We start from the raw sequence: 22,748 nt of genomic DNA, 5'->3' as shown, positions 1-22,748 counted from the left end.
CTACTCCTGCGGAGCCGCAGCATTGCGACCGGCCATGATCACACTGATCGTATAGGCGGCTTCGGGGCTGAGACCGGCCAGAACACCTGCTGCTGCGTCAGGTGGCATCCGCGACAGAAAGCCAGCCGCAAAGCCGGGGTCCATGGTTTCGAACAGGGCGGCTGCGTCCTTGGGCTTCATGCTCTGATACACATCCGTCAGGCGCGTCAGATCGGTCTCGGCGGCTTTTTCGGCGAAGGCCAGTGTCTGTCGCAGCGACTCTTCGGCCTCCTGCAAGGCAGCCAGGCGCGTTTCAATCGCCTGATCCGCGATATCGAGCGCCTTTTCCTTGTCTTCCAAAGCGGCCTCTCGTTTTTTGAGTGCGTCTTCGCGGCGTAGCAATTCAGTCAACAATTCTTGCGCACCGGGCTGTTCGGGTTGGCTGCCCCTCGCCAGCGATGGGGCGAGATCGGATCCTTTAGCCAGCGCGGGGCCGGCCTCGAATCCTATTCTGATCGCGGCGGAACCGATCATAAGCATCGCGATCACCGCAAGAACGCCGCCTTTGGGGCGATTTTCCGCCCGCTTCCGCCTCATGTCGCGGCCTCGCTGCGGCTGTGACGCAGGAACATCAACCTACCTGGACGTTTGACCTGAGTCTCGGCTGGCGCGTCTTCTTCAATAACGGGCACTGAGGTGGTTTGGGACTGTTCTTCTGAAACAACCGGCTCAGGTTCTGGTGTAGGGATCTCGGTCGCCTCATCATCGTCCGGCACTACGTCATGCATCGAGGCCATCATCAGCTCAAGCCGCTGCGCCACTGTTTCGGCGCGCTCGGTTAAATCCTTCAGCGCGACGCCAGATTGATCCGAGGCGTCGCGCGCTGAATCCAGTGACCGTTTCAACTCTTCCGCTTGGGATGACAGCACGCTCACGGCACCACCGACGCCTCTTTCAAGGTCGGTAAAGCGTTTCAACCGTCTGGACAGGACGAAACAATAAAGACCCGCACCCAAGGCACCTGCCACCAGCAAAATATCTGCAATCAGCTCCAACTTCGCCTCCTAGTTCAGTACGAATTCCATGACGAGAACATCGCGCACACGGCCTTCACCGACGACGATTTCGACACGCCGTAACAGATGTCCTCGGATGCGCATAAGCGCGAGCGAATCCTCAAGATCCGTTACCTCAATCGCGCGTAGATATCCGTTCAGCACGTCCATGATTCGCGGTTTCATCTTTTCCACATCCGCCATGTACGGCGCGTTCACCTCGAGCTGGGCGTGAAACTTCAGATGTCGCGAATCGCTGGCGTTTACCGACACGACGACTGGGGCAAGGTCAACGAATCCAACCTTTGGCAGAGCCTTGGCAGGCTTGCTTTTCTCTGTTTCCTCGGCGTTTTGTACAACGGGTCTTCCACCTATTGGCAACAGGCCGGTGGTGGTCAGGAAATACCCGCCCGCAGCACCGGCTATCGCCAGAATCGCGCCTATTATCATTCCCTTTTTCCCAGATTTTTCCTGGACTTCTGCCTGTTCTGCAGTCGCGTCGGTCATGACGTCCTCATTCCTACAATCTGCAATCGTCATAACCCGACAGGGACTAACCGATTGTTAAGGGCAATCGTCCAAACAAGGGATGCGTCGCACAGAATGTCGGCGAGTCGGAGGTGATCGTGCAGCAGATCGGAACTGTCTGGGCAAATTTGGACAGGCGTAAACAAATCATTGTCGCGGGCGCAGTCGTGCTGGTGTTTTTGGGGATCCTTGCGATGTCGCGTCTGGTGACAACGTCGTCGATGACCCTGCTTTACGCCGGATTAGAAAGCGGCGCTGCGGGGGATATCGTCCGTTCATTGGATCAGCGCGGGGTGCAGTATGAGATTCGCGGTGGCTCAATCTATGTGCCGGGATCACAACGGGATGAATTGCGCTTGACGCTGGCCAGCGAAGGCCTGCCTGCAACGGGAAACCGGGGCTACGAGCTGCTGGATTCGCTCAGCGGGTTTGGCACAACATCGCAGATGTTTGACGCCGCATATTGGCGCGCCAAGGAAGGTGAATTGGCCCGAACCATTGTAGGCAGCCCCCATATCAGTCAGGCGCGCGTGCATATTGCCAATGGATCAGCCAATCCGTTCCAGCGCAGTGTTGCACCAACCGCATCGGTCTATCTGGTCGCATCAGGCACGGACATCACGTCGGATCAGGCAAAGGCGATCCGGTTCCTGGTGTCGTCCGCAGTCAGCGGACTGGCGCCCGAGAACGTCACCGTCATCGATTCGAATGGCGCAGTGATCGGGGCACAGGACAACCCGGTGTCCGCAGATACCGCTGACGATAAATCGCGCCAGCTGCGCGAGCGGGTTCTGCGTCTGGTCGAAGCCCGGGTCGGAGCTGGAAATGCTGTCGTCGAGGTGAGTGTCGATACGGTGACCAAGACAGAATCAATCCGCGAACGGCGTTTTGATCCCAATGGCCGTGTGGCCATCAGCACCGATGTCGAAGAGCGTTCGGACAGTGCTCGCAACCAATCCGGGGATGTGACGGTTGCGTCAAACCTGCCCGATGGCGATGGCGCGGGCGGGGACGAATCCAATTCGAACGCAACCCAGACCCGAGAACGGGTCAACTACGAGGTTTCCGAAACCGAGCTTGAGGTTCACAACGGTCCCGGCGCGATCAAGCGACTGACGGTGGCTGTTCTGGTAAACGGAACGCGATCCGTGGACGCAAACGGCAGTGAAACATTCACGCCGATGCCGCAGGCCGAGATGGATGCACTGCAAGAGCTTGTGGCCTCGGCAGTGGGCTACGATGCCGAGCGGGGCGACGTTATTACGCTGAAATCGCTGGATCTTCCGGTGGTGGAGCCGCAGGGCAGTTTGGCAACCGCCTCGCTGTGGCAGAAATTTCATATTGACGCGATGTCGCTAATTCAAATGGCAGTGCTGGCGCTGGTTTCGTTGGTGCTTGGTATGTTTGTCATCCGCCCCATTTTGACGCAGCCGGCGACCGTTCCGGCGCTGTTGTCCGCAGGTACGGCTCAGGAACCTGACGCATACCTGACCGGCGAAATTGCGACGGAAGAGGGCGGGCAATTCACCACCTTGCCAGGGCAGGCGCCCACAGGGAACGTTCCGGCGCTTGCGACCGATGCCGGGGCGGACCCCGTGGATCGGCTCAGGGCGATGATCGGCGACAAACAGGAAGAAACAGTCGAAATCCTGCGCAGTTGGCTGGAAGAAGGTGAGGAGCGTGTGTGATGTCGATTGCCCATCTTCTTGAGGATTTCACTTTACAGGCCGGCGGTGGACAGCTGCACGTACTAGATGAGGACGCGTTAGAGGAACAAAGGCTGGCCTCGTTCGAGCAAGGCTATAGCGCCGGCTGGGAAGACGCGGTCCAGGCGCAAGAGCAGAGCCGGGGGCAGGTTTCGGCCGAATTGGCCAAATCGCTCGAAGATATGTCTTTTACCTATCATGAAGCGGTTAACCGGATGGCCCTGTCGCTGGAACCAATGTTTCAGAGCCTGACACAGCTGGTTTTGCCTGAAATGCTGGACCGAGGGTTTGCCGTTCGGCTTGTCGAGCAGCTCACCGATATAGCGCGCGGGCGGATCGGACAGCCCATGCAAATCTTCGTACCCTCAGGTCGTGTGAACGAGGTGGAAGACCTGATCCCCGCTGAGCTGTCATCACCTGTGCAGGTGATCGAAGACCCGTCGCTTGAAGCGGGGCAAGCGCGGCTCAAGGTCGGGGTTTCCCAGCGCGAGGTGGATTGCAGCGGTTTGCTTGCTGCAATCGATCAAGCCTTTCAGGCGTATGTTTTTCAGGCAAAAGAGGCAGTGACCAATGAGTGATCCGCAAACCCCGAAATCCGAGAAGCCCAACCCGTTTGAGGCCGTTCCGATTGAAGTCACCGTATCGGTTGGCCGGGCGCGCCCTTTGATCCGTGATCTGCTGAACATGGGGGAAAACGCCGTGCTGATGCTGGACAAACGCATTGAGGATCCGGTTGACCTGTATGTCGGCGACCAGCTTGTCGCACGCGGTCTGCTAGAGGAGATGGAGGGCGAGCACGCCGGTCAGCTGGCCGTGCGACTTACTGAAATCGCGGATCTGCAAAACGGGATCGGCTGATGCGCCGATTTCTAATTCTGGCGGTCGCGTTTGCGGTTTTGACCCCGTCTTTGACCACGGCGCAGGAGTTGTCTGTCTCGCTGGGCGAGGGGGGTTCGATATCTGCGCGAACGATTCAGTTGATCCTATTGATCACCGTGCTCAGCCTGGCTCCGGGATTGGCGATCATGATCACATGTTTTCCGTTCCTGATAACCGTTTTGGCGATCTTGCGTCAGGGTATCGGGTTGCAGCAATCTCCTCCCAATATGTTGATTGTCAGTCTGGCGCTGTTTCTGACTTATTTCATTATGGAGCCGGTCTTTTCCGAAGCCTGGACAACAGGAATTCAGCCGTTGGTCGATGAAACGATGGAGGTCGAGCCTGCATTAGAGCGTGCATTACAGCCGTTTCGCGGTTTCATGGCTGCGCGATTGGACCCCGATACGTTTCACGCCATGGCTGCCCTGCGCCCCGGTGGTGATGCCACAACGCTGTCGCCCGACGCGCCGCTGTCCATCCTGATGCCGTCTTTCATGCTGTCTGAAATTGCGCGCGCTTTTCAGATCGGGTTTCTGGTCTTTCTGCCACTTCTGATCATCGACCTTGTGGTTGCGGCGGTGCTGATGTCGATGGGGATGATGATGGTGCCGCCAGCCACAGTGTCCTTGCCGTTCAAACTGGCGTTTTTTGTCATCGCCGACGGGTGGTCCCTGATCGCCAGCGCGCTTGTGCGCAGCTATACCACCTAGTTTTTTTACTGCCGGGCGATTTGCAGACAGGCGCGCAGGCCACAGTCGCCGGCCTCAAAGCGCATTTCTCCGCCATGCTGTTCGGCCACGGTGGCGGCAATTGTTAGGCCCAAACCATAGCCGTCAGAAGATCCGGTGTTGGACCCACGACGAAATGGGGCCATCAGGTTTTCGATGTCCTCCACGGACAGATCGGTGCCCTTATCTTCGACCGTGATCGTCGCGGTGGTCGCATCGGTCGCCAACTGCACTTCGGCGTGTCGACCATATTTCAACGCGTTGTCGATCAAATTGGTCAGCGCACGCCTAAGCGATATGGGCCGCGCCATGACCAGGACGCGGCGTGTTTCGGTCAGCTGCCCGTGTCCGCGCCGGGACATGAAAACCGATGTAACCCCATCGACCGCGACGGGGTCGATCTTTTTTAGTGTCACGGGTAGGTCCATATCCTGATAATCGGCGACCAGAGCCTCGACCAAAGAGGTCAGAGAAATCTGGCGCGGTTCCTCAACATCCAGTTCGGATCGCGTATAGGTCAGGACACTTTCGATCATGCCCGTCATCTGATCCACATCCGCCTCGAGCTTTTCGCGTAGTTCATCGTCGGGGATCAGAGCGGCACGCAGGCGCACGCGGGTCGCAGGGGTACCCAGATCGTGGCTGACGCCGGACAAAACCGTTGCCCGCTTTTCAAGCTGCGCGCGCTCGGCCTCAAGATGGGCGTTCACCGCCGAGACGATATCGCGCAGTTCATCCGGGCCATCCGCCTCATAGCTTTCCGGCCCACCAAGGCGCTGCCTTTCGCGCAACGCGCGGGCAAATCGGGTGAAGGTATCTGAGACGTTACTGACTGCGGATAAGATGATCGCCATTGCGACGATCCCCATAAGAACTGCGGGCAGACGTAAATCCATTGGGGCCGCCTGACAGCCCCAGATCTGGGTCCCGTCGACCTGATGCCAGGCCTCGCGTCCAAATTTCGCGATCAGGATCGGCTCACTGCAATATGTCGCCAGCAACCGGGTCAGGTTCCCCATCTTTTCAGGCCCGGTTTGATCATTGCCTGAAACAATGTCCGACACCGGATAAACCAACCGGTTGGACAGAATCGCCACGGTTAATTCACGCCCGCTGAGCGGCGAGGAGCTGTCGGTTAGGATCGAAAGGTTGGTGACGAAACGGCGGTTTGAAAACCCGGGCAACCGCTGAAATTCACCATTTTCGGCAAGAGCAGTATCCTGGGGCGGCAAGGGCGTTATCGACAACCCCTCGGAGGGGGCCATGCCTGTTCGCAACTCTTCGTAGACGGTGAACCCTGCTACAAAGGATTGCAGCAGGTAGTCGTTCCAGGCGCGCGCCGAAGCGAACCATAACCCTGCAGACAGCAAACCGGCAGCAAAGGCTGAAAGGGTCCAAAGCCACCCCAGATTGCGCAGGCGCAGCGTCATTCTTCGACCGAAATGTCGGCGGCAAAGATATACCCGACCCCGCGTTCCGTACGCAGCATTTGCGGATCTTTAGGGTTGGTCTCGATCTTGGATCGCAGGCGACCGACCAGCATGTCGATGGCGCGGCCCTGCGCTTCGGACTTGTCACTGTCCCCTGTTACATCCAGCGCTGCGACGATTTCATCGCGGGTCAGCGGTATGTGCGGGTTGGCCAAAAGCACCTTGAGCAGGGCGGTTTCCCTTTGTGACAACGCGACCAAATAGCCTTCGGGCGAATGTAAATCATCACGCTTGCCATCATAGACCCAGCCGTCAAATCGGAAAGTGCGCGTTCGGCGTCGATAGGCCAGCGAAGACGAGCGCCGAGCGCGTTGCATCACTGCCCGGACGCGGGCAAGCATCAGTTGCGGGTTGAACGGCTTGGCAATGTAGTCGTCTGCGCCAACTTCGTATCCGGCCATACGCTGATGGTCGGCAGACAGGGCCGAGACCAGAATGATTGGCACATCCTGTTCGCGCCGCAGCCGCGCACAGATGTCGATGCCGTTTTCGTCGCCCAGCATGACATCCAGCAGGATCAGGTCTATCCGCCCGTTGGACAGGTGCGCTCGAATTTCCTGTTCAGAACTGGCGGGCAGCGCGATGAAGCCGTTTTGCTGCAGTAACTGCGTCATCATCGACCGCATCTCTGGGTCGTCATCCACCACCAGAAGCCGCGGAATGCTCACTCTGTCTTTCCTCCCGATCTTTTCCCTCTGTCGTTGTCCATTGTAACGAATGGAAACAGATTCAATGCCAACGTAACACGCTGTAACAGAAGTGGTGAAAATTTGGGCCGTTTCCGTGCTTTACTATGAATTCCGCTTTGCCAGACGGCGATCAGACCACAGTAATAGCGCCATCGCTGCTTTGGCAGTCACTGAGTTCTCAGGGAGGAGACAAAAAATGAAGCGTTTTGCATTTGCCACCGTTTCGACTTTGGCCGTTGTGGCCGGATCGTCCGTTGTGGCCGAGCCGCAGGCGGAAGTACTGCACTGGTGGACCTCGGGTGGTGAGGCCAAGTCGGTTGCCGTTCTGCAGGAAGAATTCGCCTCGAACGGCGGTACCTGGACCGACATGCCCGTTGCGGGTGGCGGTGGTGATGCGGCAATGACCGCGCTGCGCGCCCGCGTTCTGTCCGGTAACGCGCCGACCGCAGTCCAGCTGAAAGGCCCTGCCATTCAGGAATGGTACGAAGAAGGCGTTCTGGCCGACATTTCGAACGTGGCCGAGGCAGAAGGCTGGGCGGATGTCCTGCCTGCGTCGATCGCGGGCCATATGATGTGCGAAGGCACTTGGTGCGCTGCACCCGTGAACGTGCACCGCATCGACTGGATCTGGGCGAATGCCGATGTTCTGGCAGCAAACGGAATCGAAATGCCCACCACATGGGATGAGTTCAACGCAGCGGCCGAAAAACTGCAGGAAGCTGGTGTGATCCCGCTGGCCCACGGTGGTCAGGCCTGGCAGGACGCGACCGTGTTTGAGGCGGTCGTCATGGGTATTGGTGGACCAGAATTCTACCAGAAAGCCCTGGTCGATCTCGACCCCGAAGCATTGACGTCGGACACAATGGTACAGGTCTTTGACCAGATGCGTACCATGCGTGGATATGTTGACGAAAACTTCTCGGGTCGCGACTGGAACCTGGCCACCGCCATGGTGATGAATGGCGAGGCCGCTTTCCAGATCATGGGTGACTGGGCCAAAGGTGAATTCCTGGCCGCTGGTAAGAAGCCCGGCGAAGATTTCCTGTGTGCCTCGACCCCCGGTGACGGATATCTGTACAACGTCGACAGCTTTGCCATGTTCGAAGTTGAAGGTGACGACAACCGCGCCGGCCAGGAACTGCTGGCCAAACTGATCGTCGCACCGAACTTCCAGGAAGTGTTCAACCTGAACAAGGGTTCGATCCCTGCACGGACTGACGTAGCGCTGGATGCCTTTGATATCTGCGCGAAAATCTCGGCAGAAGACATGGGTACGACCTCGGCAGGTGGTTCGCTGCTGCCGTCTTACGCCCATGGCATGGCGCTGCGCGGGTCGCAGTCTGGTGCGATCACGGATGTTGTGACCGCGCATTTCAACTCGGATATGTCCTCGGCTGACGCGGTTCAGCAACTGGCGGACGCAGTGGCCAACAGCTACTGATCCAAAACGCTCTGCCCCCTATACTGAGGGGCAGAGCACTTTTCCCCGGAGGAAAAAATGTCCGAATGGCTGGAAAACCACCTGCCCAAGGTGGTGCTGGCACCGTCGTTCATCGCCGTATTGATTTTTGTCTACGGATTTATCGGATGGACCGCATGGGTGTCGCTGACCCGATCGAAACTACTGCCGAAATACGAGATCCATGGCTTCATTCAGTATGAACGCCTGTTCGATTCCCCTCGCTGGGATACGGCAATCAACAACCTGTATATCTTTGGCGCGCTGTTCATCGTGATCGCGATGGTGCTGGGCCTGCTACTGGCCATCCTGTTGGATCAGAAGATCCGCGTCGAAGGGGTCATTCGCACCATCTACCTGTACCCGATGGCACTGTCGATGATCGTGACCGGCACCGCATGGAAGTGGATCCTGAACCCAGGTCTGGGCATTGAATCCATGGTGCAGGGCTGGGGCTTTCCGAATTTTGAATTCGATTGGCTGGTGAACCCCGATTACGCCATCTACACGATCGTGATTGCCGCGATCTGGCAGAGCTCGGGCTTTGTTATGGCGCTGTTTCTGGCCGGGCTTCGTTCGGTGGATGGTGAAATCATCAAAGCCGCACAGGTCGATGGTGTCCCCACATGGCGCATCTATACGGCGATCATAATACCGTCGATGGCACCGATCTTCCTGTCTGCCTTCATCGTGCTGGCCCACCTTGCGATCAAGAGCTTTGACCTTGTCATCGCGCTGACAGGTGGCGGTCCGGGATACGCGACTGATCTGCCAGCCACATACATGTATGCCATGGCGTTTTCGCGCGGCGATATCGGTCAGGCGGCGTCTTCCGCAATGATCATGATGCTGGTCGTCTTTGCCATCGTGGTTCCATATCTTTATTCAGAGCTGAGGGCGAAAAATGACTGATCTGTCGATGCCCCAAACCCAAACTCGCTCGCAGAGCGCCACTGGCAAGATTGCCCTTCGTTGGCTGCTTTACGTCCTGCTGGGCCTGTTCGCGCTGTATTACCTGATGCCGCTGTTCGTGATGTTGACGACATCGCTGAAAAGCCTTGAGGAAATCCGCACCGGGTCCCTGATCTCACTACCGCGCGAAGTCAGCTTTGATGCTTGGAAAACCGCATGGTCCGGGGCTTGTACCGGTATCCAGTGTGAAGGTCTGCGGCCTTACTTCTGGAACTCGGTCCTGATCGCTGTGCCTGCGGTGTTTTTGTCCACCCTGATTGGTGCGCTGAACGGCTATGTCGTGGCGCAGTGGCGGTTCAAAGGCGCGAACATCATCTTCTCGCTGATGCTGTTTGGCTGCTTTATTCCGTTTCAGGTTGTTCTGCTGCCAATGGCGCGGCTGCTGGGCATGATGGGGATCGCCGGAACCATTCCGGGCCTGATCTTTGTCCACGTGATCTATGGCCTTGGCTTCACTACGCTGTTCTTCCGCAACTACTATGTCACCATTCCGGCCGAGCTGACCAAAGCCGCTCGGGTCGATGGGGCAGGCTTTCTGCGGATTTTCTGGTCGATCTTCCTGCCGCTGTCGCTGCCCATCATCGTGGTGACAGTGATCTGGCAGTTCACGCAGATCTGGAATGACTTCCTGTTCGGCGTGTCGTTCAGCCAGGCGGGCACGCAGCCCGTGACTGTGGCGCTCAACAACATCGTAAACTCCACCACCGGCGTCAAAGAGTACAACGTCGACATGGCCGCCGCGATCATCGCGGGGCTGCCGACGCTGCTCGTCTATGTCGTTGCCGGTAAGTATTTCATCCGCGGCCTGACCGCTGGCTCTGTGAAGGGATAACCCATGGCTCCCATCCTTGATATCAACAAACTCTACAAGAATTACGGCGCAACCGAAATTCTGAAGGACATCAACATCTCGATCGAACCGGGTGATTTCCTGGTGCTGGTCGGCCCCTCGGGCTGCGGTAAATCCACCTTGCTGAACTGCATTGCGGGGTTGGAGGAAATCACCGACGGGACACTGGCGATTGGCGGCAAAGACATGACCCATGTCAGCCCCAAGGACCGCGACATCGCGATGGTGTTCCAATCCTACGCTCTGTATCCGACTATGAGCGTCGCCAAGAACATCACCTTCGGCATGAAGGTGCGCGGGGTCGATCAGGCAACGCAGGAGGCCAAGCTGAACGATGTGGCCTCACTGTTGCAAATCGAGCCGCTGCTGAACCGTCGTCCCAGCCAGCTATCCGGTGGTCAGCGTCAGCGTGTGGCGATGGGCCGGGCGCTGGTGCGCGATCCCAAGCTGTTCCTGTTTGATGAACCGCTGTCGAACCTCGATGCCAAGCTTCGGGTTGAGATGCGGACCGAGATCAAGAAGCTGCACCAGACATTGGACGCTTCCATCGTCTACGTGACCCACGATCAGATTGAGGCGATGACACTGGCCACCAAGATCGTGGTCTTGAAGGGCGGGATCGTGCAGCAGATCGGCAGCCCGGCCGAAATTTATAACAACCCGGCCAATCTGTTTGTCGCTGATTTCATGGGCTCGCCGGCGATGAATCTGATCCCTGCGCAGGTCACAAAAAAAGGATCGGGTACACAAATCGTCATCTCGCGCGATGCCGGGGAAACTCTGGTTCTGAACGATGCGCGCGATCTGGCGTTGCCCGAGGATGTGATCCTCGGTTTGCGCCCCGAGGATATTGCCGAGGCCGGTTTCCGTGCCGGTGATGGCGTGCAGGAAGCGGCGTGCATGGTCGATATGGTCGAACCCGCAGGGGCCGATACCTATGTTGTCTCAGAACTGGGCGGCAAGCAGGTGACCGCAAGGCTGCACGCGGAAACCAGTGCTCAGGCGGGCAAGATGCTGAACCTGGCCTTCGATATGAGCAAAGTATCTTACTTCGCCAAGGAAACCGGCGAGCGCCTGAATTGAACTAAGAAACGCCGCGCGAACCCTATCGCGCGGCGTTTTTCTTATACTTAACCGGGTTGGCTGACCTTGGTTTAGCCCATGTCCTTGATCAAACGGTTCAGGTCGCCGCCACGGGCGTCCAGCATAGCGCCAACCTCGGTTCGTTCGGTCAGCAGCATATTCACCCCTTCGATGAACATGTTGAAGAACTTGTCGCGGCCTGATTTGTCCGAAACCAGGAATGTCACCTCGAACGGGGACGAGCCCTGCAGCTTAACCGAGGTGCGTACCTCGTAACCGGCCTTGATTTTCCGGGCTTTCCGGACGGTGACTTGCCCACCAATGAATTCGCGGAAACGTCGACCATACTTGTTCGAGATATAGCCCTGAAACGCTTTGGTGAACTGCTTCAACTGCGACGGGCTGGCCGAACGGGCGTCCGCCCCCAGCACATAACGTGCCATGATCGGCACATCGGCATATTGCACAAAGACCTTTTCGAAATCGCGGATCATCGCCTTTTCGGATTTGCCCGAGGCGATAATGCGGTTGATGTCATCCACGACACTGACGACCAGAGCCTTGGCGCTGGCTTCAGTCTGGGCAAAGGCGGAAAAAGGCAGGGCGGTCAGTGCCAGGCCAGCAAGGCCTGTGGCGACAAAACCGCGCCGGTTCATATGGTTACTCGGCATAGGGGTCCTCATAGGGGTCCTCGTATGGGTCTAGGTAGGGATCTCTGACAGGGTCGGTCCCATTGTCTGCATAAGGGTCGTCGTAAAGACCCAGATAGGTTTCTTCGTCGTCTCTCGCCAGTTCGAAGCGGCGATTTTGTAGGTAAATGGTCCGCGCTTGTGCATAACTGTCGGCGCTTTCATATAGGATCGAGTCGACCGTGTCTGAAAAACGCCCCCGATCACCCATCCGGCGCACGACCTCGGCATAGACACCGATATTGTCGACCGGACGGACCGGAGAGAAGTTGATCGGGTTCGAGAACAGGTTGACGATAACGCCAATCGAGTCCCGCTGCGTTGACGGGCCATAGAGCGGCAGCTCGACATAGGCGCCCTCGCCAAAACCCCAGACGTGCAGCGTTTCACCGAAATCGGTATCCACAGGCGGAAGGTTCAGCTCGTCGGCGGGGGCTGACAACCCCAGACCACCAACGGTCGTGTTGATCACAAACTGCAGCAATGCGTTGCCCGACTGCTTGAGGTTGCCTTGCAGCAGGTAGTCCACGGCTTGGCCCGGCATCGTCAGGTTTTCGGCAAAATGGTTGAAACTGGTCACCATCGGGTCGGGCACGATCTTTACGTACCCTTTCGAGGCGGGACGAAACAGAAACCGGTCGACGCCAAGGTTGAACTTGTGGATGCCCCGGTTGTTGCGTTCATACGGATCAAATGCTTCACCCTGCTGAACACCCTCCGGAGGGCGTGTGGTGCAGGCGCTGAGAACTGCCAATACGGACACAACGATTAGGGGTTTTAGGCTGATTCTGCTCAACACGATCTTTGCCACTCCAAAACGTTCGGACAGTCCGTGCCCGAACACTTAATCAATACTCTTTTTGGCCGTTGTGCCCGGCCTACCCAAAGTCACATAGGCGTTTCGCCACCAATATGAAACAGATAGCGTTTAACCTGCCGAATAGGTCAACGTAAAGTGACACAGGTTCAACAGTTCAGAATAAGAAAAGTTACGCCCACAACCGGTGCAGGTCACATCGCCGTTTTCGCACTTTTCGATCCTTGCCTTCCCGGTTAGCTTCGCCCCGACTCAAATTTGGGAGGAGACCTCATGAGCATCGCGGCGAAACTGGAAAGCTTGGGTGTCAACCTACCGGACGCTCCTGCGCCGGCGGCCAACTACGTGCCCTTCGTGCGCGTGGGCAATATCGTCTATGTCTCGGGGCAGATCTCGAAGGCGGATGATCTGATCACTGGCAAGCTGGGCGACAACATGGAAGTCGAAGCAGGCGCTGCTGCGGCCAAGGTATGTGCGATCAACCTTCTGGCCCAGGTCAAAGCGGCCTGCGGTGGCGATATCGAAAAGTTGGTGCGCGTCATCAAGCTGACCGGGTTTGTGAACTCGACGGCAGATTTTACCGCGCAGCCGCAAGTCATCAACGGTGCGTCAGACTTTCTGGTCGAAGCGCTGGGTGATGCAGGTCGCCATTCGCGTTCGGCCGTCAGTGCGGCGGCACTGCCCTTGGGCGTCGCGGTTGAGATCGAAGGTATCTTCGAAGTTCAATGACGCCCGCGCTGCCTGACGTATTCCTTCAAGTCCCGTTGGCGCATCGTGCGCTGCACGACAAACAGGACAACCGCCCGGAAAACAGCCGGGCGGCCATCCGGGCTGCGGTCGACGCCGGTTATGGGATCGAGATTGATCTGCAACGGACCTCGGACAACCGCGCCATGGTGTTTCATGACTATGACATGACCCGCCTGACCGGACAGCCCGGCCCGATCCAACTGATCACGTCGGTTCAGGCATCAGGCACCACGCTGTTGCACGCGGACGATGGTATCCCGACGCTGGATGAGGTGCTGCAAATCGTGTCAGGCAAAGTACCGCTGCTGATCGAATTCAAGGATCAGGACGGCGCGATGGGTACATCCGTGGGCCCGTTGGAACAAGACGCGGTGCGTGCATTGTCAGGTTACGATGGGCCGGTGGCGTTGATGTCGTTCAACCCCAACTCGGTCGCTGAACTGGCGCGGCTGGCACCGCATCTGCCGCGTGGCATCGTGACGGGATCGTACCAGCCCAAGGTCGAACTTTTACCTCAGAGCGTTTGTGACCACCTGCGCGACATTCCGGATTTCGACCGTGTCGAGGCCAGTTTCATCAGCCATGAGGTCGAAGACCTTGACCGCCCCCGCGTGGCTGAACTGAAGGCACGCGGTGTACCGGTCCTGTGCTGGACGGTGCGGTCGCCTGAACAAGAGGCAGAGGCCCGCGAAGTTGCGGACAATGTGACCTTCGAAGGGTATCTGGCTGTACAACCGGGTTGAACCAGCCCTGCGACGTCACAGATAAAGATCAGAGGCGGAGGGCAAATGGATCAGGCACAGATCGAGGTTCGGGTGCTGGGCTCACTGTCGCAGATATCTGCGGCGGAATGGGATAGCTGTGCCTGTCCCGAGGTTGCCGATGGCGGCCGTCCGCTTGATCCGTTCACTACCCACCGGTTTCTGCTGGCACTTGAACACAGCGGCTCGGTTGGGCGCGGAACGGGCTGGCAACCGCAATATCTGACGGCCTATCTGGATGGGATGCTGATCGCGGCGGCCCCGATGTATGCCAAATCCCACAGTCAGGGCGAATACATCTTCGACCACAACTGGGCTCATGCCTATGAAGGTGCCGGGGGTCGTTATTATCCCAAGCTGCAGATCGCCGTGCCGTTCACACCCGCAACAGGTCGGCGTTTTCTGGTGCGCCCCGGCTATGAATCGGTTGGCATGTCTGCGCTGGTGCAGGGGTCGGTGCAATTGGCTGCGGACAATCAGGTGTCTTCAGTCCACGCGACGTTCTGCACCGATGCCGAGGCGCTGGCTGGCGAACAGATGGGGCTTATGCTGCGTCAGTCGCAGCAGTTTCACTGGCTGAATGACGAATACCAAGATTTCGACGGATTTCTTGCGGCATTATCGTCGCGCAAGCGCAAGAACATTCGCAAAGAACGCGCGCAGGCCATCGATTTTGGCGGCGAAATCCGCACTCTGACAGGGGATGATCTGCGCCCCGAACACTGGGATGCCTTCTGGCAGTTTTATCAGGACACCGGGTCCCGTAAATGGGGCGTGCCTTATCTGACTCGCCAATTCTTTGATATTGCACATGAAACTATGGCGGGCGACATGGCCTTGGTGCTGGCTGAACGGGACGGATACCCTATCGCCGGGGCTTTGAATTTCATCGGCCGCGAAACGCTTTTTGGGCGGTATTGGGGCTGCACTGAACATCACGCCTGCCTGCATTTCGAACTGTGCTATTATAGGGCGATCGACTTTGCCATTGCGGAAGGTCTGGCGCGGGTCGAAGCAGGCGCGCAGGGTGAACATAAGCTGGCGCGCGGTTACTTGCCCACGCGCACGCATAGCTTGCATTGGGTCAACGACCCGGGCTTTGCCGATGCGATCAAGAAATATCTGGACGCCGAGGCCCACGCAGTGGGAGAAGAGATCGAGATTCTGACGGATTATGGTCCGTTCAGAAAATCGAATCCGGAGGAACAGCAATGACGGAACTATTGTCGACCGAAACTCGCGGCCCTCTTCTTGATCCGCTGTTCGACAACGGCTGGACCATGGTCACCGACCGGGATGCTATCACCAAGACCTTCATTTTCGAGGATTTTGTCCACGCCTTTGGCTGGATGACCCAGGTGGCGATCTTTGCCGAGAAGTGGAACCACCACCCTGAATGGTCAAACGTGTACCGCACGGTTGAGGTCGTCCTGTCCACACATGATGTCGGTGGGTTATCGTCGCTGGACGCCAAATTGGCGCGAAAAATGGACAGCCTCGTTTAACGGTCTCCTCTGGATCCCATGCCGCCGGCCAGAGAAGCTATTTCACCCAGACGACGGAAATCGGCGGGTGTGACCGTGCCGTTGCTGACGTCGATATCTCGTGGAATACCGGCTGTCCGATTCCCAACCGAACGAACGCTGCGCGCCGCCGGATTGATGTCCAAACAACGCGTATCATAGCACGTCAGGCCCGAAGTGCTGATCTGGATCTGGGGCTGTCCGTTTGGTCCGGTCACCACGGGGGCCTGCGGCGCATCACAGGCGGCAAGAAACCCCAGAATGCCGAGGGCTATCCACTTTTTCATACCACGCTCCTATCGTTCAGCCCGGTCGTGCGATCAATCCAACTGGCCGTTTCCGTCCTGATCGGCGGCCAGGAAATCATCGCCCATCTGCTGGTCATACTCTGATCGTGAAATAAAGCTGTCGTTGTTGCGGTCAACGTTTTGAAACCGCTTTATGTCCAGAAACGGCTTGGCTTCTTCCAGACCCAGCGTTCCGTTCTTGTCTTCGTCCATGGCCTGAAAAGCATAATCCGAAAAAGCGTTGAACTCGTCCTTGGACAGGAAGCCATCGTTGTTGGAATCAATGGCGTTCAGTTCCTTTTCGTGCAGTTCAGCCACTGTTTCCGCCAAGGTTGCACTGGCCATCAGAATGAACGCTGTCGTCAAAATCGCTGTTTTCATCATCATTCTCTCCTCAGCACGCGTAACGCTGGCCCGAGACACCGCCCGCGACGGCCCCTGCCGCAGTCAGGATGTCCTTGCCGGACCCACCGCCGAATTGATTGCCAATCGCCCCGCCGATCAGTGCACCGCCCAATGTGCCGCCGAGGCAGGCGATCTCATGCTGTCGTGCTTGCTGCTGTTGAGGTGTCGGGGCCGGGCCACACGCTGCCAGCGCGCCTGCAGCACCCAGAATGACTGTGATGACTTTGAGCTTCATCAAAAAAACTCCCTGAATGAATGGGGCAAGTATCGACCCATCAGGAAGTTGCATCAAGTGAAATAGGGTTAACGTGGCCCCGGCTGTACCGGGGCCCGAGTGACCTAGATGGCCTCAAGCAGACCTTCGCCCGCGGAAATCTCGCAGGCACCTGGGTTTTCTTCAAGATTCAATGCAACGACTTTGCCATCTTCGACCAACATCGCATAGCGCTTTGAGCGCGCAAGCAGGCCGACGGGCGGGGCGTCGAAATCCATGCCAATGGCCTTGGTGAATTCGGATGCGGCGTCGGCCAGCATGGTCAGGCCTGCACCTGTCGCGCCAGTGGCTTCGCCCCATGCGCTCATTACAAAGGGGTCGTTGACCGAGACGCAGATGATTTCGTCCACGCCCTTGGCGTCGAACTGTTCCTTGGTGCGCATAAAGCTGGGCACATGGGCCGAGTGGCAGGTCGGCGTGAATGCGCCGGGCACAGCAAAGATCACAACTTTGCGGCCTTTGGTCTTGTCTGAAATCCGAACCTCTTCGGGCCCTTCTGCCCCCATTTGAGTCAACGTTGCGTCGGGAAGCGTATCACCGGTTGAAATCATCTTGTTCCTCCTGTCGATTGGATTTGCAGAGTCGGCCTCAGCCGCAATATAGGTGAGCCAGAGAATGAAACCACGGGAATTTGACAGGGCAGGACGAAGATGAGCCATATTGTTGTGATCGGAGCCGGGCAGGCGGGATCATCTCTTGTTGCAAGACTGCGCAAGGACGGGTTTGAAGGCGATATCACGCTGATCGGTGCCGAGCAGCATCTGCCCTATCAGCGCCCCCCACTGTCCAAAGCTTATCTGCTGGGTGAGATGGAGCTTGAACGCCTGTTCCTACGCCCTGAAAGTTTCTACGCCGAAAACAACATCACCCTGCGTCTGGGTAAACGCGTGACCGCGATCGACCCCAAGGCCAAGACCGTGACCCTGGGCGATGAGGTGATTTCTTATGACGAACTGGCCCTGACCACTGGTTCCGACCCGCGTTACCTGCCTGCTGCCATTGGCGGTGATCTCGAAGGCGTCCATGTCGTGCGCGACCTGACCCATATCGACGAGATGGAGCCCCGCGTGAAAGAGGGCGCCCGCGCCCTGATCGTTGGTGGTGGCTATATCGGGCTTGAAGCGGCCGCCGTCTGCGCCAAGCGTGGAGTCAAGGTTACTCTGGTTGAGATGGCAGAACGGATTTTGCAACGTGTCGCGGCACCGGAAACCAGCGATTACTTCCGTGCTCTGCATTCCGAATACGGTGCTGACATCCGTGAAGGCGTCGGGCTGGATCGTCTGGTCGGCGAAGACGGCAAGGTTACCGGGGCCGTCCTGACCGATGGCACCAAGCTTGAAGTTGATTTCGTCGTGGTTGGCGTGGGCATCGCACCCTCGACCCAATTGGCCGAGATGGCCGGGTTGGAACTGGACAACGGCATCAAAACGGATGCTCATGGCCGCACCTCTGATCCGGCTATCTGGGCGGCAGGCGATTGCGCGTCGTTCCCGCATTTCGGTGGTCGTATTCGGCTGGAAAGCGTACCGAATGCCATCGATCAGGCCGAGATTGTTGCTCAGAACATGCTGGGTGCCGCCAAAGACTATGTGGCGACGCCGTGGTTCTGGTCGGACCAGTATGACGTCAAACTACAGATCGCAGGTCTGAACACCGGCTATGACCGCGTGGTGACCCGCAAGGGCGACGGGCAGACGGTGTCCTTCTGGTATTACAAAGGCGATCAGCTGATTGCGGTAGATGCCATGAACGACCCGCGCGCTTACATGGTCGGCAAACGCCTGATCGATGCAGGCAAAACGGCCGACCCGGCGGTCGTGGCCGACCCAGACGCGGACTTGAAACCGTTGCTCAAAGCGTGAGGATCATCGCCGGAGAGTTCCGAGGTCGCGCCTTGGCCTCGGTCGGCAAAGGCGATGCCGGGGCGCATCTGCGTCCCACCACTGACCGCGTGCGTGAAAGCCTGTTCAATGTGCTGAGCCATCAGATCGACTTTGATGGGCTGCGTGTTCTGGACCTTTTTGCCGGCACCGGAGCACTGGGGCTTGAGGCGCTGTCGCGCGGCGCGGCGCATGTGACTTTCGTTGATGACGGGCGTGTGGCGCAGGGACTGATCCGTAAGAACATTGATCTGACCCACAGCAAGGATCGTACCGATCTGATCCGCCGCGACGCGACACGGTTGGGTGACAATCCGGGCGCGCCTTGTGATCTGATTTTTCTCGATCCGCCTTACGGCAAAAGCCTGGGACAAAAGGCGCTTGCGACGGTCACTCAAGGGGGGTGGCTGGCAAAAGACGCCTTGATCGTCTGGGAAGAAAACGCCCCCATTGAGGCGCCAGAAGGGTTTGACCTGCACAATACGCGTAAATACGGCGACACGCATATTTCGCTGATGTGGCGGGCAGAGGTCTGACATGCACGATCTGGTCATTTTCGATTGCGATGGTGTGCTGGTCGATAGTGAGGTTCTGTCCAACCAGGTTTTGATCGACAGCTTTGCGAGATATGGGCTGAACCTGTCTTTGGCGGAATGCATGGCGCTTTTCGTAGGCGGTACGATGACCGGTGTCCGCGAAAAGGCCCGGGCGCTGGGCGCGGACCTGCCGAATAATTGGATCGAACAAATCTATTCGGAAACCTATGAGGTTTTGCGTGCCGGTACACCTTTGGTTGCGGGTGTTCCCGAGCTGTTGGCGCAGTTGGATTCATTAGGTATTCCGTATTGCGTCGCCTCGAATGGCCGCCCGGAAAAGATGCAGATCACCCTGAGCCAGAACGGGTTGTGGGACAGGTTCCGGGATGTGATGTTTTCGGCGCATGTTCTGGGGGTGGGTAAACCCGACCCTGCTTTGTTCATTGCAGCAGCGCAGCATTTCGGTGCCAAGTCCCCCGTCGTCATCGAAGACAGCGAAAACGGCGTCACCGCTGCCAAGCGCGCCGACATGCGGTGCCTGGGGTATGCGGCCCATGACGACGGTGCGCGGTTGGTTGCACTAGGTGCCGAGGTCTTTGACGACATGGCCCAAGTGCCAAAGCTTTTGGGCTTATAAATCAATTATGCTAGGATTGGCGGATGGACCGCACCGCCACTTCTCTGTTCTGGACCCATTCACAGGCCGCTGAATCCCACACTGGACCCGCGCCCAAGCCTTTGCGCGCGCCTGTGTTCATCCACGACGCGATTACGCCGTGGGGAACGGAAACATTGCTGCTGAAACTGCTGCGCGAGCAGGCCGCCGATCAGGACGAATAGGTCGGATGGAACTTGTTGCCCGGTGACAGGGTAAAGATATCGACGCCATCAGCCGTCACACCCACAGAGTGTTCGAACTGCGCTGACAGTGACTTGTCGCGGGTCACCGCAGTCCAGTCATCGGCAAGTGTTTTCGTCTCAGGACGGCCAAGGTTCACCATCGGTTCGATGGTGAAGAACATGCCCTCTTCCAGAACCGCGCCAGTGCCCGGACGGCCATAGTGCAGCACGTTTGGCGGCGCGTGGAACACTCGGCCCAGGCCGTGACCACAGAAATCGCGCACGACGCTCATCCGATGCGCCTCGACATATGCCTGAATCGCGTGGCCGATATCACCGAAGGTGTTGCCGGGCTTGACCGCCTCGATGCCTTTGAACAGGGCATCATGTGTCACTTGGACCAGACGCTCAGCCTTGCGGGGCAGTTTGCCCGCAACATACATGCGCGAAGTATCGCCGAACCAGCCGTCTACGATGACCGTAACGTCGATGTTCAGAATGTCGCCATCCTTCAGCTTCTTGTCACCGGGAATGCCATGGCAGACCACGTGATTCACGCTGATACAGCTGGCATGCTGATAGCCCTTGTAGCCAATTGTTGCCGATGTCGCGCCTGCATCCTCGACCATCTGCGTGATCATGCCATCAATCGCGCCAGTGGTCTGGCCCGGAAAGACATGTTCTGCAATATCGTCGAGTATCCGCGCGGCCAAAGCCCCTGCCGCATGCATGCCGGCAAAGTCACCCTGTTCGTAAATGCGGATGCCGTCCTTGGTCAGGCGGCCACGATGTTCTTTCATCGACGCTAAGCTCCAAATGTTGCGCGCAGCCTGCCTTTTACGCTGCTTGTGCAGAAAGTTCCAGAGGGTGCGCGTTTGCGGGTGTTAGATGGCGCGGAATGCCCTCGGATCAAGGCTGCAAAGTCTGTCAAATTCGCTCAAAATCATAATTTCAGATAGAATGTTGTTTTTTCGCAGTGAGATCGTTTTGGAGGATCGAAATGTCCAGCAATTCTGCCAATTTTATCGGTGAAATTCCACACCATTACGATCAGGGTCTGGGACCGAACATTTTCGTAGACTATGCCGACAGGTTAACCGGGCTGTGTGGCGGTCTTGAAACGGGTCGCGTTCTGGAGCTTGCCGCAGGAACGGGAATTGTCAGCCGTAAGCTGCGCGACGCGTTAAACCCGTCTGTTTCACTGACGGTTACGGACCTTAATCCGCCCATGTTGGAGATTGCAAAAGCCAAGCTCGCCGGCAGTGAGAATGTCGAGTTTGCCCAAGCGAACGCAATGGAACTGCCCTTCGAAGACAATAGTTTTGACCTGATCGTTTGCCAGTTTGGCGTGATGTTCTTTCCGGACAAAACTGCGTCATATCGCGAAGTCGCCCGTGTTCTGAAGCCGGGTGGCCGTTACGTGTTCAATGTCTGGAGTGATATGTCCGAAAACCCGTTTTCCGAGACAGCCCACAAAGCGGCGATGACGTTCTTTCCCGAAAACCCACCGGGATTCTACAAGGTCCCGTTCCACTATGGCGACCCCGACATCGTACACGCAGACCTTGCGGCCGCAGGTTGGGGGACCGTTACGCACGAAACCATCAGGTTGAACAAACCAATCGCCGACCTTGAGAAATTTGCGACAGCCCTGGTGTATGGAAATCCGTTGATTGACGAAATCAGAGCGCGCGGAGGTGTCGATCCGGATGCGGTTGTGGCCGAAATGCTGTCGGCGCTGCGGTCCAGATTTGAGGCCAGTGATATGGTGATGCCCCTTTCAGCAACCCAGTTCGAATGCCGAAACAAGGGGTGAACCGGACCTGACGAGGGCAAGTGATATTATCCGGGCAGGTTAAAGTCCCCGAACCGTGTGGTATCCACCCAAACACCGTCGGGCGAAATTTGCGTACCATACACCAATCGCTCGACACCCTTCGCCTGTGCCGTCTCAAATGCCGCCGCATAGGCCGCGTCTATATCCGCCGCCAAACCAAACCGGTCGCAATCGGTGCGTTGCACCAGATACAACATGATCGCGCGATGTCCTTGGGTCACCATAGCCGTCAGCTCTCCTAGATGTTTGGTACCGCGTGCGGTGACGCTGTCGGGGAACTCTGCCAAACATGGTTCACGGGACAAGGTCACGCTTTTGACCTCGACATAGGCGTTGGGCAGGCCAGGTTGCGTCAGCAGAAAATCAATACGGCTGTTTTCGCCGTACTTCACCTCGGGACGGACGGTTTCATAGGCGGCAAGCTCAGGTATTTCACCGGCTTCAAGGGACGCGCGCAGGGCTTTGTTGGGCACCGAGGTGTCAACACCGGTAAAATGCCCGTTCTCATGATCGACCAGACGCCAGCCGTATTTCAGTTTTTTCTTCGGGTCATCGTTGGGTTCCAACCAGATCTTCTCGCCGGGTTCCGCCAGCCCCATCATTGACCCCGGATTGGCGCAATGGGCGGTTACTTCACGCCCGTCCTCCAACTGGCAATCGGCCAGAAAGCGTTTGTAGCGGCGGATCAGGCGGGCGGGGATCAATGGGGTGGCAAACTTCATGCCACCCGG

30 protein-coding genes are annotated in these 22,748 nt (G+C 57.6%); 17 read left to right on the top strand and 13 right to left on the bottom strand.

What is annotated here, in order from left to right; translation table 11 throughout:
• Genes AC2FI9_RS03340 through AC2FI9_RS03330 form a run of 3 tightly spaced genes read right to left on the bottom strand, consistent with a single transcriptional unit; the run spans position 1 to position 1,541 of the window.
• Positions 1-576, bottom strand: coding sequence for a MotE family protein (locus AC2FI9_RS03340; RefSeq protein WP_496765591.1), 576 nt, complete (start codon positions 574-576; stop codon positions 1-3).
• On the bottom strand, positions 573-1,034 hold the full coding sequence (locus AC2FI9_RS03335; protein WP_496765586.1) for a hypothetical protein: 462 nt from the start codon (positions 1,032-1,034) through the stop codon (positions 573-575). Before AC2FI9_RS03335 ends, AC2FI9_RS03340 begins: the two co-directional genes overlap by 4 nt.
• Before the next feature lie 9 nt (positions 1,035-1,043).
• Complete coding sequence (locus AC2FI9_RS03330; RefSeq protein ID WP_496765584.1) at positions 1,044-1,541, bottom strand: flagellar basal body-associated FliL family protein; 498 nt, start codon at positions 1,539-1,541, stop codon at positions 1,044-1,046.
• Positions 1,542-1,660: 119 nt separating this feature from the next.
• Between AC2FI9_RS03330 and fliF the strand changes: the two genes are divergently transcribed.
• Genes fliF through fliP form a run of 4 tightly spaced genes read left to right on the top strand, consistent with a single transcriptional unit; the run spans position 1,661 to position 4,857 of the window.
• Positions 1,661-3,250 (top strand): flagellar basal-body MS-ring/collar protein FliF, encoded by a 1,590-nt coding sequence (gene fliF / locus AC2FI9_RS03325; protein WP_496765582.1) that lies wholly within the window; start codon positions 1,661-1,663, stop codon positions 3,248-3,250.
• Positions 3,250-3,846: a FliH/SctL family protein gene (locus AC2FI9_RS03320; RefSeq protein WP_496765579.1), complete on the top strand. Its 597-nt coding sequence runs from the start codon at positions 3,250-3,252 to the stop codon at positions 3,844-3,846. Before fliF ends, AC2FI9_RS03320 begins: the two co-directional genes overlap by 1 nt.
• Positions 3,839-4,126 (top strand): FliM/FliN family flagellar motor switch protein, encoded by a 288-nt coding sequence (locus AC2FI9_RS03315; protein WP_496765577.1) that lies wholly within the window; start codon positions 3,839-3,841, stop codon positions 4,124-4,126. Before AC2FI9_RS03320 ends, AC2FI9_RS03315 begins: the two co-directional genes overlap by 8 nt.
• Positions 4,126-4,857, top strand: a complete 732-nt coding sequence (gene fliP, locus AC2FI9_RS03310) for a flagellar type III secretion system pore protein FliP (protein ID WP_496765573.1) — start codon at positions 4,126-4,128, stop codon at positions 4,855-4,857. Before AC2FI9_RS03315 ends, fliP begins: the two co-directional genes overlap by 1 nt.
• A gap of 5 nt (positions 4,858-4,862) precedes the next feature.
• Here the strand turns inward: fliP and AC2FI9_RS03305 are convergent, their stop codons facing one another.
• Positions 4,863-6,305, bottom strand: a complete 1,443-nt coding sequence (locus AC2FI9_RS03305; protein WP_496765570.1) for a sensor histidine kinase — start codon at positions 6,303-6,305, stop codon at positions 4,863-4,865.
• Entirely contained in the window at positions 6,302-7,033 is a 732-nt protein-coding gene (locus tag AC2FI9_RS03300) for a response regulator transcription factor (protein ID WP_496739520.1), read from the bottom strand. Before AC2FI9_RS03300 ends, AC2FI9_RS03305 begins: the two co-directional genes overlap by 4 nt.
• 217 nt (positions 7,034-7,250) lie before the next feature.
• Between AC2FI9_RS03300 and AC2FI9_RS03295 the strand changes: the two genes are divergently transcribed.
• Genes AC2FI9_RS03295 through AC2FI9_RS03280 form a run of 4 tightly spaced genes read left to right on the top strand, consistent with a single transcriptional unit; the run spans position 7,251 to position 11,418 of the window.
• Complete coding sequence (locus AC2FI9_RS03295) at positions 7,251-8,495, top strand: ABC transporter substrate-binding protein (RefSeq protein ID WP_496765567.1); 1,245 nt, start codon at positions 7,251-7,253, stop codon at positions 8,493-8,495.
• 57 nt (positions 8,496-8,552) lie between these two features.
• On the top strand, positions 8,553-9,425 hold the full coding sequence (locus AC2FI9_RS03290; protein ID WP_496765563.1) for a carbohydrate ABC transporter permease: 873 nt from the start codon (positions 8,553-8,555) through the stop codon (positions 9,423-9,425).
• A complete protein-coding gene (locus AC2FI9_RS03285) occupies positions 9,418-10,317 on the top strand; it encodes a carbohydrate ABC transporter permease (RefSeq protein WP_058279072.1) in 900 nt (299 codons plus the stop codon). The genes AC2FI9_RS03290 and AC2FI9_RS03285 overlap by 8 nt, the downstream gene beginning before the upstream one ends.
• 3 nt (positions 10,318-10,320) lie before the next feature.
• Positions 10,321-11,418 carry an ABC transporter ATP-binding protein gene (locus AC2FI9_RS03280; RefSeq protein WP_282119608.1) on the top strand — a complete coding sequence of 366 codons (1,098 nt, stop codon included), beginning with the start codon at positions 10,321-10,323 and terminating at the stop codon, positions 11,416-11,418.
• Positions 11,419-11,489: 71 nt separating this feature from the next.
• Here the strand turns inward: AC2FI9_RS03280 and AC2FI9_RS03275 are convergent, their stop codons facing one another.
• Both AC2FI9_RS03275 and AC2FI9_RS03270 read right to left on the bottom strand, forming a co-directional pair.
• A complete protein-coding gene (locus tag AC2FI9_RS03275) occupies positions 11,490-12,089 on the bottom strand; it encodes an MlaC/ttg2D family ABC transporter substrate-binding protein (RefSeq protein ID WP_496726405.1) in 600 nt (199 codons plus the stop codon).
• On the bottom strand, positions 12,079-12,906 hold the full coding sequence (locus AC2FI9_RS03270) for an MlaA family lipoprotein (RefSeq protein WP_082649379.1): 828 nt from the start codon (positions 12,904-12,906) through the stop codon (positions 12,079-12,081). The genes AC2FI9_RS03275 and AC2FI9_RS03270 overlap by 11 nt, the downstream gene beginning before the upstream one ends.
• Before the next feature lie 291 nt (positions 12,907-13,197).
• On the opposite strand from AC2FI9_RS03270, the gene AC2FI9_RS03265 reads away from it, so the two are divergent.
• From AC2FI9_RS03265 to AC2FI9_RS03250, 4 genes are read left to right on the top strand one after another with little or no spacing between them, the layout of a single operon-like run.
• Positions 13,198-13,653, top strand: a complete 456-nt coding sequence (locus tag AC2FI9_RS03265; RefSeq protein WP_058275010.1) for a RidA family protein — start codon at positions 13,198-13,200, stop codon at positions 13,651-13,653.
• A complete protein-coding gene (locus AC2FI9_RS03260; RefSeq protein ID WP_496735031.1) occupies positions 13,650-14,417 on the top strand; it encodes a glycerophosphodiester phosphodiesterase family protein in 768 nt (255 codons plus the stop codon). The genes AC2FI9_RS03265 and AC2FI9_RS03260 overlap by 4 nt, the downstream gene beginning before the upstream one ends.
• Before the next feature lie 45 nt (positions 14,418-14,462).
• The gene (locus tag AC2FI9_RS03255; RefSeq protein WP_496765560.1) at positions 14,463-15,650 is read left to right on the top strand and encodes a GNAT family N-acetyltransferase; all 1,188 of its coding nucleotides are present in this window, start codon (positions 14,463-14,465) and stop codon (positions 15,648-15,650) included.
• Positions 15,647-15,940, top strand: a complete 294-nt coding sequence (locus AC2FI9_RS03250) for a 4a-hydroxytetrahydrobiopterin dehydratase (protein ID WP_170411625.1) — start codon at positions 15,647-15,649, stop codon at positions 15,938-15,940. The genes AC2FI9_RS03255 and AC2FI9_RS03250 overlap by 4 nt, the downstream gene beginning before the upstream one ends.
• On the opposite strand, the gene AC2FI9_RS03245 is transcribed toward AC2FI9_RS03250, so the two are convergent.
• The 4 genes from AC2FI9_RS03245 to AC2FI9_RS03230 all read right to left on the bottom strand — a co-directional run bounded on the left by AC2FI9_RS03245 (position 15,937) and on the right by AC2FI9_RS03230 (position 17,475).
• Positions 15,937-16,245 carry a hypothetical protein gene (locus AC2FI9_RS03245; RefSeq protein WP_496765558.1) on the bottom strand — a complete coding sequence of 103 codons (309 nt, stop codon included), beginning with the start codon at positions 16,243-16,245 and terminating at the stop codon, positions 15,937-15,939. The genes AC2FI9_RS03250 and AC2FI9_RS03245 overlap by 4 nt on opposite strands.
• 33 nt (positions 16,246-16,278) lie before the next feature.
• Entirely contained in the window at positions 16,279-16,626 is a 348-nt protein-coding gene (locus AC2FI9_RS03240) for an EF-hand domain-containing protein (protein WP_496765556.1), read from the bottom strand.
• A 13-nt stretch (positions 16,627-16,639) separates the two neighbouring features.
• Positions 16,640-16,885, bottom strand: a complete 246-nt coding sequence (locus AC2FI9_RS03235) for a glycine zipper 2TM domain-containing protein (protein ID WP_496721120.1) — start codon at positions 16,883-16,885, stop codon at positions 16,640-16,642.
• A gap of 104 nt (positions 16,886-16,989) precedes the next feature.
• Positions 16,990-17,475 carry a peroxiredoxin gene (locus AC2FI9_RS03230; protein ID WP_058279067.1) on the bottom strand — a complete coding sequence of 162 codons (486 nt, stop codon included), beginning with the start codon at positions 17,473-17,475 and terminating at the stop codon, positions 16,990-16,992.
• A gap of 99 nt (positions 17,476-17,574) precedes the next feature.
• Between AC2FI9_RS03230 and AC2FI9_RS03225 the strand changes: the two genes are divergently transcribed.
• From AC2FI9_RS03225 to AC2FI9_RS03210, 4 genes are read left to right on the top strand one after another with little or no spacing between them, the layout of a single operon-like run.
• Positions 17,575-18,786, top strand: a complete 1,212-nt coding sequence (locus AC2FI9_RS03225) for an NAD(P)/FAD-dependent oxidoreductase (protein ID WP_496765553.1) — start codon at positions 17,575-17,577, stop codon at positions 18,784-18,786.
• Positions 18,783-19,340: a 16S rRNA (guanine(966)-N(2))-methyltransferase RsmD gene (gene rsmD, locus AC2FI9_RS03220; protein WP_496765551.1), complete on the top strand. Its 558-nt coding sequence runs from the start codon at positions 18,783-18,785 to the stop codon at positions 19,338-19,340. The genes AC2FI9_RS03225 and rsmD overlap by 4 nt, the downstream gene beginning before the upstream one ends.
• Before the next feature lies 1 nt (position 19,341).
• Positions 19,342-19,977, top strand: coding sequence for an HAD family hydrolase (locus AC2FI9_RS03215; RefSeq protein WP_496765549.1), 636 nt, complete (start codon positions 19,342-19,344; stop codon positions 19,975-19,977).
• Between the two features lie 23 nt (positions 19,978-20,000).
• On the top strand, positions 20,001-20,180 hold the full coding sequence (locus AC2FI9_RS03210; protein WP_109313628.1) for a hypothetical protein: 180 nt from the start codon (positions 20,001-20,003) through the stop codon (positions 20,178-20,180).
• Here the strand turns inward: AC2FI9_RS03210 and map are convergent.
• Complete coding sequence (gene map, locus AC2FI9_RS03205; RefSeq protein ID WP_058274999.1) at positions 20,168-20,980, bottom strand: type I methionyl aminopeptidase; 813 nt, start codon at positions 20,978-20,980, stop codon at positions 20,168-20,170. The genes AC2FI9_RS03210 and map overlap by 13 nt on opposite strands.
• 200 nt (positions 20,981-21,180) lie before the next feature.
• Here map and AC2FI9_RS03200 point away from each other — a divergent pair, with 200 nt between their 5' ends.
• Complete coding sequence (locus AC2FI9_RS03200; RefSeq protein ID WP_496765540.1) at positions 21,181-21,996, top strand: class I SAM-dependent methyltransferase; 816 nt, start codon at positions 21,181-21,183, stop codon at positions 21,994-21,996.
• A gap of 26 nt (positions 21,997-22,022) precedes the next feature.
• Here AC2FI9_RS03200 and sfsA read toward each other — a convergent pair whose 3' ends face one another.
• Positions 22,023-22,739 (bottom strand): DNA/RNA nuclease SfsA, encoded by a 717-nt coding sequence (sfsA, locus tag AC2FI9_RS03195; protein ID WP_496765537.1) that lies wholly within the window; start codon positions 22,737-22,739, stop codon positions 22,023-22,025.
• Between the last annotated feature and the right edge of the window lie 9 nt (positions 22,740-22,748).

This window comes from Ruegeria sp. CDSA246 (genome assembly GCF_059611225.1).
This window is presented reverse-complemented; position numbering and strand designations above follow the sequence as displayed.